Source organism: Streptomyces sp. JLSY215 (assembly GCF_059682825.1).
The window spans coordinates 6,036,356-6,049,729 of sequence record NZ_CM185022.1 but is presented as its reverse complement, the minus strand read 5'-3'; the positions used below and the strand labels follow the sequence as shown (position 1 = coordinate 6,049,729).

The following is a 13,374-nucleotide window of genomic DNA, read 5'->3' as shown; positions in this document are numbered from 1 at the left end:
ATCTGCCGGGGACCGCGCTCCGGCGTCGGCACTGTTGCGGCATCAGCGGCCCGGTCCGCGTCGCCACCAGCAGAGCCGGTTCCCTCAGGGAGGTCTCCGGAGTGCCGGAAAACAAAACCCCCTCACACCCGGTCACGCAGCGTCCGTGGCTGGTTCTCGCGATCATGTGCATCGGCTTCTTCATGTCGTTGCTCGACGGATCCATCGTCAACGTCGCCGTCCCCACGCTGATCCACGACCTGGGCGCCTCCTACGACCAGGTGCTGTGGATCGTCGACGGCTATCTGCTGGTCTTCTCGGTGCTGCTGATCAGCACCGGGCGGCTGGGGGACATCTTCGGATACCGCCGGCTGTACGTGATCGGCATCATCGCCTTCACCCTCGCCTCGGCGCTGTGCGGGCTGGCCGGCTCACCGGCCCAGCTGCTGACCGCCCGGGGGCTGCAGGGACTGGGCGGGGCACTGCTGTTCCCCCAGGTGATCTCGTCCATCCTGACGATCTTCCCGCCACAGCTGCGCGGCCGCGCGTTCGGCCTGTTCGGCGCGATCGTCGGTTTCGCCCCGGTCGTCGGCCCGGTCGTCGGCGGTTTCCTGCTCGCCCACCTCGGCTGGCGCTGGATCTTCTTCCTCAATGTCCCGATCGGGATCATCACCGTCGTGCTGGCGCTGGCCTTCGCACCGCCCATGCGGTCCGGCCGCACCCACCGGCTCGACCTGGTCGGCGTCGCACTGGCCACCGCCGGGCTGAGCGCCATGGTGTTCGGCCTGATCGAGGGGGAGCGCTACGACTGGGGCACCATCGCCGGACCGGTCGGCATCACCTCGGTGATCGTCGCAGGCGTCGCGCTGCTGGCGGCGTTCGTCGGGTGGCAGCACCGGCAGCGGAACGAACCCCTGGTGCCCCTGGCGCTGTTCGGCGCGCGCAATTTCGCGGTCGGCAACTGGGTCGGGTTCGTCTTTCAACTCGGCATGATCGGCATCATGTTCGTGCTGGTGCTGTACCTGCAGACGGCGCGCGGGTACTCGGCGCTGGAGACGGGCCTGGTGGTGCTGCCGAACGCCGTGCTCACCGCGATCGGCTCGGCGTATGCCGGGCGGCTGTCGGACAGGTTCGGCGGCAAGTACGTCCTGATGGCCGGGATGACGCTGTTGGCCGTCGGCCTTCTGGTGCTGGCCGTCATGGCCGGCCCCACCAGCAGCGCGTGGCACCTGCTACCGGGGTTGATCATCATCGGGACCGCCAGTGGCGCCACGTTCGCACCGCTGCAGCAGGCCACCATGGACGGCGTGGATCCGCGGCTGGCCGGGGCGGCCTCCGGCGTCTCCAGTACCACCCGGCAGATCGGCGGCGTCCTGGGCACGGCGGTGCTGGGCGCCCTGCTGTCGGCCCGCCTCTCCTCGACCCTGCGCAGCGCGGCCGAGCAGTTCGCCGGCCGGCTGCCGGAGGACCTGCGCGCCCAGTTCATCCGCCAGAGCGCGGCCGCCGCGCGGCACTACAGCCCGCCCACGCCGCCCGGCGGCCTGAGCCCCGCCACGACCGGCCGGTACGCACGCGTCACCGCCGACACGTTCGCCACCGGCTTCGTCGACGCCATGCGGACCACCTTCATGGCGTGCGCCCTGGTCCTGGTGGCCGCCGTCGCGTTCTGTTTCCTCTTCCGCCCGCACCGCAAGCCGACGACCGAGCAGGCCCTCAGAAGGCAAGCCCCCACCGCACCGCGGGACTGACCCGGCAATGACGACGGTCGCGGCCCGGTGGCCGCGACCGTCGTCGCCGGCGAGGGCACGGAGGCGACCATCGACCATCCGGAACGTGCACGACGCAGCAATCCGCCATAACTCCCCGTGGAACAAAGGGCGTTGAGGGATCGGCGCCGCCCGGTCCGGACGAGGCGACGGCCCTCCTGCGCATCCGCCCCCGCCCCGACGCCGCGTCCGGCTTCCGGACACCGATTTCGCGCAACGGACGTTTTCCGGCCAATTAGTTGAACGGAGCCTGACAACCGGCCGTCAGTGGTGGGACTCTTCCCCGCAGCCGCCGCACGGGCCCCCACAGCCCCACACCCGACGGCAGCCCGTACCACGGCACCACCGGTTGCACCTGTGCACCCGTGCACCCGTGCACCCGCACACGTACGTCTCCCCCCACACGCTCCAAGTGTTCTGCCTCGCTCTGCCCGGACGGCCCTTTCACCGCCCGGTCCCCCTCGGTCGCGCCCTCGACGTCGCGGCCACCGCAGAAGGAGTCAGTGTGAGACGCACCCCCCATGGGTCCACCCCACGGCGCCGCACCTCCCCCGCACGCACCACGGCGGCCGGCGCGCTCGTCGCCGTCACCGCGCTGCTGGCCGTCGGCGTACAGGCCGGCACCGGCACGGCCGCGGCCCCGCGGCCCGGCACGGCGCATGCCACGCCCCGCCCCGGCGCACTGCCGGCCAAGCTGTCCCCGTCCCAGCGTGCGGAGCTGATACGGGAGGCCGGCGCGACCACCGCCCGGACCGCCAAGCAGCTGAAGCTGGGCGCGCAGGAGAAGCTGGTCGTCAAGGACGTCTCGAAGGACGCCGACGGCACGGTCCACACCCGCTACGAGCGCACCTACGCCGGACTGCCGGTCCTCGGCGGTGACCTCGTGGTGCACGAGAGCAAGGGCGGCACGCTCAAGGGCGTCACCAAGGCCGTGCGCTCCCAGCTCAAGATCGCCGGCACCACGGCGAAGGTGACGCCGGCCGCGGCCGAGGCGCAGGCGCTCAAGTCGGCGCGGTCGCTGGGTTCGACGAAGACCGCGGCCGCCAAGGCACCGCGCAAGGTCGTCTGGGTGGCCGACGGCAAGCCGGTACTGGCGTACGAGACGGTGGTCGGCGGGCTACAGGACGACGGCACGCCCAATCAGCTGCATGTGATCACGGACGCCACGACCGGCGCGAAGATCTTCTCCTACCAGGGCATCGAGACCGGCGTCGGCAACAGCGAGTACAGCGGCAAGGTCACCCTCGGGACGTCGGGCTCGGCGCCGAACTTCTCGATGACCGACGCCACCCGCGGCAACCACAAGACCTACGACCTCAAGCACGGGTCCTCCGGTACGGGCACGCTCTTCACCGACGCGGACGACACCTGGGGCGACGGTACGCCGCAGAACGCCCAGACGGCCGGTGTCGACGCCGCCTACGGCGCGCAGGAGACCTGGGACTACTACAAGAACGTGCACGGCCGCAGCGGTATCAAGGGCGACGGCGTCGGCGCCTACTCCCGCGTCCACTACGGCAACAGCTACGTCAACGCCTTCTGGGACGACGGCTGCTTCTGCATGACGTACGGCGACGGCAGCGGCAACGCCGCCCCGCTGACCGCCATCGACGTGGCCGGCCACGAGATGAGCCACGGTGTCACCTCCAACACCGCGGGCCTGGAGTACAGCGGCGAGTCCGGCGGCCTCAACGAGGCGACCTCGGACATCTTCGGTACGGCGGTGGAGTTCTACGCCAACAACGCCTCCGACCCCGGTGACTACCTCATCGGCGAGAAGATCGACATCAACGGCGACGGCACCCCGCTGCGCTACATGGACAAGCCCAGCAAGGACGGGGGCTCGGCGGACTACTGGTCCAGCGATGTCGGCAACAAGGACGTGCACTACTCGTCCGGTGTCGCCAACCACTTCTTCTACCTGCTGTCCGAGGGCAGCGGGCCGAAGGACATCGGCGGCGTCCACTACGACAGCCCGACCTTCGACAACCTGCCCGTTCCGGGCATCGGCCGGGCCAACGCCGAGAAGGTGTGGTTCAAGGCGCTCAGCCAGTACATGAACGCCAACACCAACTACGCGGGCGCCCGCACCGCCACCCTCCAGGCCGCGGCGGACCTTTTCGGCCAGGGCAGCGCGTCGTACAACACCGTCGCCAACACCTGGGCGGCGGTCAATGTCGGCTCCCGCGTGCCGGACGGCGGCGGGGTCACGGTCACCAACCCGGGCAACCAGACCAGCACCGTGAACCAGGCGGCCAGCCTGCAGATCAAGGCGAGCAGCGGAACGGCGGGCGCGCTGTCGTACGCGGCGAGCGGGCTGCCGGCCGGGCTGTCCATCAACGCGAGCAGCGGGCTGATCTCCGGGACGCCGACCGCCACCGGCACCAGCAATGTGACGGTGACGGTCACCGACGCCGCGAAGAAGACGGGTACCGCCGCCTTCACCTGGACGGTCAACCCGGCGGGCGGCGGCAGTGTCTTCGAGAACGCCGATGACGTGGCGATCCCGGACGCGGGCGCGGCGGTCACCTCCCCGATCACCGTCAGCCGCAGCGGCAACGCGCCGAGCACGCTGAAGGTCGGCGTGGACATCGTCCACACCTACCGCGGTGACCTGGTCATCGATCTGATCGCCCCGGACGGTACGGCGTACCGGCTGAAGAACGCCAGCGCGTTCGACTCGGCGGCCAACGTGAAGACCACGTACACCGTCAACGCCTCCTCGAAGGCGGCGAGCGGCACCTGGAAGCTGCGGGTCCAGGACATCTACGCGCAGGACTCGGGCTACATCAACGGCTGGAAGCTCACGTTCTGAGCCTGCGGTGCCACCGAACCGTCATCTTCGTATGGCAGGAACGGTCCGGTGAGCATCCGTCGTCTCAACTGACCAGCTGAGCAAGCGAATTGGGCGTCGTCCCCGGAACATCGGGGGCGGCGCCCCGTTCCGTTATACGAACAGCGCTCCCCTCTCTACGGACGAATTTCAGCCAACCTTGCACCAGACTCCTGACATGCACGCGTTCGAATGGCAGTCTTCCCGACGCATGTCACACCCGCATCGCTTTGCACCCCCACCACTTGGCAAAGTTGAAGGAGCACGCGTGACCCCCCACATATCTCGTAAGACCCGTGTGATCGGTACCTCCGTCGTGGCCGCGGCCCTGCTGGCCGCCGGTATCACCGTCGGTACCGCCGGCGCCTCGACCAACCAGCCCACCGCGCTGGGCGGCGCTCCGCTGACGCTGAGCTCCACGCACCGCGCCCAGCTGCTGCAGGCCGCGGACGCCAACAAGGCGATGACCGCCAAGGCGCTCGGGCTCGGCTCGCAGGAGAAGCTGGTCGTCAAGGACGTCATCAAGGACGTCAACGGCACCACGCACACGCGCTACGAGCGCACCTACGCCGGACTGCCGGTCCTCGGCGGCGACATGATCGTGCACACCGCCAAGGGCGGCGCCATCAAGAGCACCACCAAGTCCACCGAGAAGGCCATCAAGGTGGCCTCCACCACCGCGAAGATCGCCCCGGCGGCCGCGCAGAAGTCGGCGCAGGGCGTCGCGGCGAAGTCCATCGGCGCGAGGTCGGCCGCCGCCAAGACCGCCCGCAAGGTCGTCTGGGCCGCCTCCGGCAGCCCGGTCCTCGCGTACGACACGGTCGTCAGCAGCGTCCGCAAGGACGGCACGCCCAGCCGGCTGCACGTCATCACCGACGCCAACACCGGCAAGAAGCTCTTCCAGTACGACGAGATCCACACCGGCAAGGGCGAGAGCGAGTACAGCGGCAGCGTCGAGCTGGGCACCAAGAAGGAGGGCAACGGCTTCACGCTGACCGACGACGGGCGCGGCGGTCACAAGACCACCAACCTGGAGAACGGCGAGTCCGGCGACGGCAAGGCCTTCACGGACGACGACGACAACTGGGGCACCGGCAAGCCCGACGACCCGCAGACCGCGGCCGTCGACGCGGCCTACGGCGCCGGCGTGACCTGGGACTACTACAAGACCGTCCACGGCCGTTCCGGCATCAAGGGCGACGGCAAGGGTGCCTCCTCGCGGGTCCACTACGGCAAGAGCTACGTCAACGCCTTCTGGGACGACAGCTGCTTCTGCATGACCTACGGCGACGGCCAGGACGACAAGGCCCCGCTGACCGCCCTGGACGTGGCGGCGCACGAGATGTCGCACGGTGTCACCTCGGCCACCGCCAACCTGGAGTACAGCGGCGAGTCCGGCGGCCTGAACGAGGGCACCTCGGACATCTTCGGCACCTCGGTCGAGTTCTTCGCCAAGAACGACAAGGACCCGGGCGACTACCTCATCGGCGAGAAGATCAACATCAACGGTGACGGCACGCCGCTGCGCTACATGGACAAGCCCAGCAAGGACGGCCAGTCGAAGGACAACTGGGACTCCGAGACCGGTGGCCTGGACCCGCACTACTCCTCGGGTGTCGCCAACCACTTCTTCTACCTGCTGTCCGAGGGCAGCGGCGCGAAGGAGATCAACGGCGTCAAGTACGACAGCCCGACGGCGGACGGCAAGAAGGTCGAGGGCATCGGCCGGGACAAGGCCGAGAAGATCTGGTTCAAGGCCCTGACCGAGTACATGACCTCCAACACCGACTACAAGGGTGCCCGCGAGGCGACCGTCAAGGCCGCCACGGACCTCTACAAGGCCGGCAGCCCCGAGGTCAAGGGCGTCGAGGCCGCGTGGGACGGCGTCGCGGTCAAGTAACGCGCACAGCAGTACCGCGCACCGTGCCGCAGACGCACGGAACGCGCTGATCGTCCCGGGGTAACGTGACCTCGGGCGGGCGGTGTCCGGAACCCTCCGGGCACCGCCCTCGCGCGTCACGGGGGACGGGATGAGCCGAACGACCACAGTGCTGCTGGCCGATGACGAGCCGATGCTGCGGGCCGGGGTCCGCGCGGTCCTCGGCACCGACCCCGGCATCGAGGTCGTCGCGGAGGCCGCGGACGGCCACGCGGCTCTCGCCCTGGCCCGCCGGCACCGCCCGGACGTCTGCCTGCTGGACATCCGGATGCCCGGCCTGGACGGGCTCGCCGCCGCGGAGCGGCTGGCCGAACTGGCCCCCGAAACCGCCGTCGTCATCCTGACGACGTTCTCCGACGATGCGTACATCGCGGCCGCCCTCGGCTCCGGCGCCGCCGGATTCCTGCTGAAGTCCGGCGATCCCCGGGAGCTGATCGCCGGCGTCCGGGCCGTCGCGGAGGGCGGCGCCGCGCTCTCACCGGCCATCGCCCGCCGCGTCATCGCGCATCTGGGCGACGGCCGGCTCGGCCGCGGCGCGGCCGCCCGCGCCCGCGCCGACGGGCTGACCGCGCGCGAGCGCGAGGTGCTCGGCCTGATCGGCGGCGGGCTGACCAACGCCGAGATCGCCGCGCGGCTGTTCCTGACCGAGGGCACGGTCAAGGCGTATGTCAGCGCCGTCCTGGCCCGGCTGGGCTTCAAGAACCGGGTGCAGGCGGCGATCCTGGCGTACGAGGCGGGACTGGTCCCCCCGTCATGAACCGCCTCCGCCCCCGGCTCCCCGGGCTCGCGCTGTGGCTGATTCTGTGCGTTCCGCCCGCCTACACGCTCGACGGACCCGACGCGCTCCAGCGGTGGGCGACGGCCGCCGCCTTCCCGCTGCTCGGCGCGGCCGTCCTGATACGCAAGGCCCGGCCGCTGACGGCGCTGGCGATTCCGGTCGTGCCGAGCCTGGTGCTCTCGGTGCAGCCGCCCACCGGTGCGTACACCCTGGCCCTCGCCGTCCTCGGCTATCTCGCCGGCATCCGGATGGCGCGCGCCCGGCCCGCGCTGTGGTTCATCGCCGGCCTGGCGCTGACCGGCGTCCCGCTGTACGCGCTCGTCAGCCGCTCGCTGTGGCCCTGGTTCACCTTCCTGCTCGCGCTGCTGCTCAATGTGGCGCTGCCGTGGCTGCTGGGCCGCTGCCGTCGCCAGTACGCTGAACTGGCCCGCAACGGTTGGCAGTTGGCCGACCGGATGGAGCGCGAGCAGCGGGCCGTCGCCGACCGCACCCGGCTGCGTGAACGAGCCCGGATCGCCGGCGACATGCATGACTCGCTGGGCCACGATCTGGCGCTGATCGCCTTGCGGGCGGGGGCACTGGAGCTGGCCCCGGAGCTGTCCGAGGACCGCCGGGCGGCGGCCGGGGAGCTGCGGGCGGCGGCCGGAGCGGCGACCGAACGGCTACGGGAGATCGTCGGCGTGCTGCGCACGGACGACGAGGGCGCGCCCCCGCCACCGACGGCCGGGAACGTGACCGCGCTGGTGGACCGTGCACGGGCCTCGGGGATGTCGGTGACGGTGACGGAGACCGGCGAGGGACCCGTGGCGCAGCCGCCGATGACCGGCCATGCCCTGCACCGCGTCGTCCAGGAGGCGCTGACCAACGCCGCCAAGCACGCGCCGGGCGCGGCCGCCCGGGTGCGGATCGTCCGGTCCGCCGAGCGCGTCGAGGTGACGGTGGCCAACGGCCCCCGGCCGGACGGCCCGCGCCCCGGCACTCCCGGGCCGGATCCGGTCTCCGGCGGCAGCGGGCTGGTGGGCCTGGACGAGCGGGTACGGCTGGCGGGCGGGACGCTGCGCAGCGGGCCGACGGCGGACGGCGGCTTCGCGGTCACGGCGTGGCTGCCGGCCGCCGACGGGCCGGTCACCGAAGCCCCGCCGGAGCCCGAACCGAGCGCCACGGAACGGGAGTTGGCGCAGGCGCGGCGCCAGGTGCGGCGGCGGCTGCGACAGACGGTGACCGTCCCGCCGACGGCGCTGGCCGGCCTGCTCGTCCTGATGGGCGTCTTCGCGCTGATCAGCCCCGGCTGGACGGTCCTGGACCGGGCCGATTACGCGCGCCTGCGGATCGGTATGCCGCGCACGGAGGTGGAGTCCGTGGTGCCGTTCTTCGCGCTGGACACCCCGCCGGACGGGACGCCGCCGCCCCCGCGCGGATGGCTGTGCGCGTACTACGGCGTGGACCCGGACACCACCTCCGCGTACGAGCTCTGCTACGCCGGCGACCGGCTGGTGCGGCGGGGCATCGTGCGGCCCCGGACCCCTTAGGGCCTGCCCCGGCGCCCACCCTCCCGGCGAGGAACTCACCGCCCCGGCAGAGGTGTTCGGTCGGTGCTACGGCGGCGCCCGGCCGCCGCACCGGGCCCGACCCGCGCGGGCACAGGCACCGGATCCGGCCACCGCACGGCGGCCACCGGAGCGCCTCCCCCGCCGCAGGCATGTGCTGCCCGCACTCCCCCTCCCCCACTGCACGGCCCCCCCACCCGTACCGCCGGGTCCGTCGATATGGCCGATTCCACCCCCTCAGGCGCTCTTGTACGGACTCCCTCCTGGCGAGAGGCTGCGGTGTGACGCCGACGGGCCCGGCGCGGCATCGGACATCCGCACACCGCAACTCCCTTGTGATTCAAATCTCTTGTGATTCACCTGAGTTGAGGAGGCGACCCGGTTGTGTCAGTGCATTTCGGCCCCGTCCCGCGAGAGTTCTGAAGGATTCCCGACGGGTCATGGCGGGCGAGGAGTTACGAACGAGTAGTTCACCTGCGTACCGGATTGCCCGGACCTGCACCCCGGGCAGGCTCACGGAGTACGCCGCTACTCGCCGCACCCACCGCCAACCGAGTGAAAGCGGACAGGAGCGCCCATGCCCGGACCCCTCCCCCCTACCGTGGAGCGGATAGAAAGGACAAAACCCCGCAAAGTATCACTAGCCCAGGTGAGCCCATGATCGGTCGCATCCCTGTACTGGACATCCGCCCGCAGATCGATTGCGGCCGCCGACCGTCGAAGGCGGTGGCCGGCGAGACCCTCGAGGTCTCGGCCACCGTATTCCGCGAAGGCCATGACGCGGTCGCCGCCAACGTGGTGCTGCGCAACCCCGCCGGCCGCTGCGGCCCCTGGACCCCGATGACCGAGGCCGCGCCCGGCACCGACCGGTGGACCGCCGAGGTCACCCCCGGCGTCGAGGGCCGCTGGACGTACACCGTCGAGGCCTGGTCCGATCCGCTCACCACCTGGCGCCGGCACGCCGCCATCAAGATCCCGGCGGGCATCGACACCGAGCTGGTCTGCGCCGAGGGCGCCGCCCTGCACGAGAGGGCCGCCGCCGACGTCCCCAAGAGCGACGGCCGCGAGGCGGTGCTCGGCGCCGTGGACGCGCTGCGCAACGGCGAACTCCCCGCCGCCACCCGCCTCGCCGCCGCCCTCGCCCCCGAGGTCACCGGCGCCCTGGACCGCCATCCGCTGCGCGAACTGCTCACCGTCTCCCGGCCGATGCCGCTGGTCGTCGAGCGCCGACGGGCCCTGTACGGCTCGTGGTACGAGCTCTTCCCGCGCTCCGAGGGCGCCGTCACCGCACCGGACGGCAGCGTCATCGGCGGCACCCTGCGCACCGCCGCCGAACGCCTGCCCGCGGTCGCCGCGATGGGCTTCGACGTCGTCTATCTGCCGCCCGTACACCCCATCGGGACCGCCTTCCGCAAGGGCCCCAACAACGCGCTGTCCGCCGGGCCCGACGACGTCGGCTCCCCCTGGGCGATCGGTTCCGCCGACGGCGGCCACGACGCCCTCCATCCGGACCTGGGCACCTTCGAGGACTTCGCGCACTTCGTGCGCACCGCCCGCGATCTGCGGATGGAGGTGGCCCTGGACTTCGCCCTCCAGTGCTCCCCCGACCACCCCTGGGTCGACCAGCGCCCGCAGTGGTTCCACCACCGTGCCGACGGCTCCATCGCCTACGCGGAGAACCCGCCGAAGAAGTACCAGGACATCTACCCCCTCGCCTTCGACACCGACTTCCGCGGGCTGGTGCGCGAGACGGAACGGCTGCTGCGCTTCTGGATGGCCAAGGGCGTACGGATCTTCCGCGTCGACAACCCGCACACCAAGCCGGTGGCGTTCTGGGAGAAGGTGCTCACCGACATCAACCGCACCGACCCCGATGTCCTCTTCCTCGCCGAGGCGTTCACCCGCCCCGCGATGCTGGGCACCCTCGCCCAGATCGGCTTCCACCAGTCGTACACGTACTTCACCTGGCGCAACACCAAGCGGGAACTGACCGAGTACCTCACCGAACTGAGCGGTGCGAGCGCCGACTACCTGCGGCCGAATTTCTTCGTCAACACCCCGGACATCCTGCACGCCTACCTCCAGGAAGGCGGCCGCGCGGCCTTCGAGATCCGTGCCGTACTGGCCGCCACGCTCTCCCCCAGCTGGGGCGTGTACGCAGGTTACGAACTGTGCGAGGCGACGCCGCTGCACCACGGCAGCGAGGAGTACCTCGACTCGGAGAAGTACCAACTCCGGCCCCGCGACTGGGATGCGGCAACCCGCGAAGGGCGTACCATCGCCCCGCTCATCACCGCGCTCAACCGCATCCGGCGCCGGCATCCCGCGCTCCAGCAGCTGCGCAACCTGCACTTTCACCATGTCGACAACGACTCCGTGATCGCGTACTCCAAGCGCGCGGGACACGGGGCCGAGGCCGACACGGTGCTCACAGTGGTCAACCTCGATCCGCACCACACCCACGAGGCGACGGTGTCGTTGGACATGCCGGAACTCGGCCTCGGCCGGCACGATTCCTTGCCGGTGCGCGACGAGCTCACCGGCGACACCTACCACTGGGGCAGGGACAACTATGTGCGCCTGGAGCCGGGCCGCTCTCTCGCGCCCGCTCATGTGCTGTCACTGCGACCGTCCTCACCGATCGGAGGGTCACCCAATTGATCGTCAATGAGCCCGTCCCCGACACGTTCGAGGACACACCGGTAAAGGACCGCGATCCCGACTGGTTCAAACGGGCCGTCTTCTACGAAGTCCTGGTGCGCTCGTTCCAGGACAGCAACGGCGACGGCGTCGGGGACCTCAAGGGCATCACGGCCAAGCTCGACTATCTGCAATGGCTGGGGGTGGACTGCCTCTGGCTCCCGCCGTTCTTCAAATCCCCGCTGCGGGACGGCGGATATGACGTCTCCGACTACACCTCGGTGCTTCCCGAGTTCGGTGATCTCGCCGATTTCGTGGAATTCGTGGACGCCGCGCACCAGCGCGGTATGCGGGTCATCATCGACATGGTGATGAACCACACCAGCGATCAGCACCCGTGGTTCCAGGAGTCCCGCACCGACCCGGAAGGGCCGTACGGCGACTATTACGTCTGGGCCGACGACGACAAGCAGTACGGCGACGCCCGCATCATCTTCGTCGACACCGAAGCGTCCAACTGGACCTTCGACCCGGTGCGCAAGCAGTACTACTGGCACCGCTTCTTCTCCCACCAGCCGGATCTCAACTACGAGAATCCGACGGTCCAGGAGGAGATGATCTCCGCCCTGCGGTTCTGGCTCGACCTGGGCATCGACGGTTTCCGGCTGGACGCGGTGCCGTACCTCTACGCCGAGGAGGGCACCAACTGCGAGAACCTGCCCGCCTCGCACGCCTTCCTCAAGCGGGTCCGCGCCGAGATCGACGCGCATTACCCCGACACGGTGCTGCTGGCCGAGGCCAATCAGTGGCCGGAGGACGTCGTCGACTACTTCGGCGACTACGCCGTCGGCGGGGACGAATGCCATATGGCGTTCCACTTCCCGGTCATGCCCCGGATCTTCATGGCGGTACGCCGCGAATCCCGCTACCCGGTATCGGAAATCCTCGCCAAGACCCCGGCGATTCCCTCCGGCTGCCAGTGGGGCATCTTCCTCCGCAACCACGACGAGCTGACCCTCGAAATGGTCACGGACGAAGAACGCGACTACATGTACGCGGAATACGCCAAGGACCCGCGGATGCGCGCCAACATCGGTATCCGCCGGCGGCTCGCCCCGCTGCTCGACAACGACCGCAATCAGATCGAGCTCTTCACGGCGCTGCTGCTCTCGCTCCCCGGTTCGCCGATCCTCTACTACGGCGACGAGATCGGCATGGGCGACAACATCTGGCTCGGCGACCGCGACGCGGTGCGCACCCCGATGCAGTGGACGCCGGACCGCAACGCCGGATTCTCCTCCTGCGACCCGGGCCGGCTCTCGCTGCCGACCATCATGGATCCGGTCTACGGGTACCAGGTCACCAACGTCGAGGCGGCGATGAGTTCGCCCTCCTCGCTGCTGCACTGGACCCGCCGGATGATCGAGATCCGTAAGCAGAACCCGGCGTTCGGGCTCGGCAGCTACACCGAACTGCCCTCCTCCAACCCGGCGGTGCTCGCCTATCTGCGGGAGTCGCCCGGTACCGGCGGCGCGGACGACGACCTGGTGCTGTGCGTGAACAACTTCTCGCGCTTCGCGCAGCCGACGGAGCTGGACCTCCAGGCGTTCAGCGGCCGGCATCCGGTCGAGCTCATCGGTGGCGTCCGCTTCCCGCCGATCGGTGAACTGCCGTACCTGCTCACCCTCGCGGGGCACGGCTTCTACTGGTTCCGGCTGCGCAAGAACCCCGCGTGAGCGGCGCCTGACGGAGCCGCCTCACCGGCACGGGCTCCCAGAAATCCGCCCGTACGCGGCCGCACGCGCGTACGGGCGTTTTTTGACCTTTCGCTCGGGCAGTCTCCCTATTACCGCACGGGCCGGGCGAGTCACCGGCGGCCCCGGGATCCAGGG

General features: G+C 70.3%; 7 protein-coding genes. All 7 read left to right on the top strand.

Going from position 1 to position 13,374, the window contains the following annotated elements; genetic code table 11:
• Positions 1-101: 101 nt before the first annotated feature.
• Positions 102-1,727: a DHA2 family efflux MFS transporter permease subunit gene (locus AC5677_RS27080; protein WP_497190528.1), complete on the top strand. Its 1,626-nt coding sequence runs from the start codon at positions 102-104 to the stop codon at positions 1,725-1,727.
• A 523-nt stretch (positions 1,728-2,250) separates the two neighbouring features.
• Positions 2,251-4,560: a M4 family metallopeptidase gene (locus AC5677_RS27075; protein ID WP_497190527.1), complete on the top strand. Its 2,310-nt coding sequence runs from the start codon at positions 2,251-2,253 to the stop codon at positions 4,558-4,560.
• A 286-nt stretch (positions 4,561-4,846) separates the two neighbouring features.
• Entirely contained in the window at positions 4,847-6,478 is a 1,632-nt protein-coding gene (locus tag AC5677_RS27070; protein WP_497190526.1) for a M4 family metallopeptidase, read from the top strand.
• Positions 6,479-6,608: 130 nt separating this feature from the next.
• On the top strand, positions 6,609-7,274 hold the full coding sequence (locus tag AC5677_RS27065) for a response regulator (protein WP_497190525.1): 666 nt from the start codon (positions 6,609-6,611) through the stop codon (positions 7,272-7,274).
• The gene (locus AC5677_RS27060) at positions 7,271-8,824 is read left to right on the top strand and encodes a sensor histidine kinase (RefSeq protein ID WP_497190524.1); all 1,554 of its coding nucleotides are present in this window, start codon (positions 7,271-7,273) and stop codon (positions 8,822-8,824) included. Before AC5677_RS27065 ends, AC5677_RS27060 begins: the two co-directional genes overlap by 4 nt.
• Positions 8,825-9,499: 675 nt before the next feature.
• Positions 9,500-11,503, top strand: coding sequence for an alpha-1,4-glucan--maltose-1-phosphate maltosyltransferase (locus AC5677_RS27055; protein ID WP_497190523.1), 2,004 nt, complete (start codon positions 9,500-9,502; stop codon positions 11,501-11,503).
• The gene (gene treS / locus AC5677_RS27050) at positions 11,500-13,218 is read left to right on the top strand and encodes a maltose alpha-D-glucosyltransferase (protein WP_497190522.1); all 1,719 of its coding nucleotides are present in this window, start codon (positions 11,500-11,502) and stop codon (positions 13,216-13,218) included. Before AC5677_RS27055 ends, treS begins: the two co-directional genes overlap by 4 nt.
• The last annotated feature ends 156 nt before the right edge of the window (positions 13,219-13,374 follow it).

Coding starts and splice junctions, on each gene's coding strand:
- AC5677_RS27065 (WP_497190525.1), top strand. CDS start 6,609: ATGAGCCGAACGACCACAGTGCTGCTGGCCGATGACGAGCCGATGCTG.
- AC5677_RS27055 (WP_497190523.1), top strand. CDS start 9,500: ATGATCGGTCGCATCCCTGTACTGGACATCCGCCCGCAGATCGATTGC.
- AC5677_RS27060 (WP_497190524.1), top strand. CDS start 7,271: ATGAACCGCCTCCGCCCCCGGCTCCCCGGGCTCGCGCTGTGGCTGATT.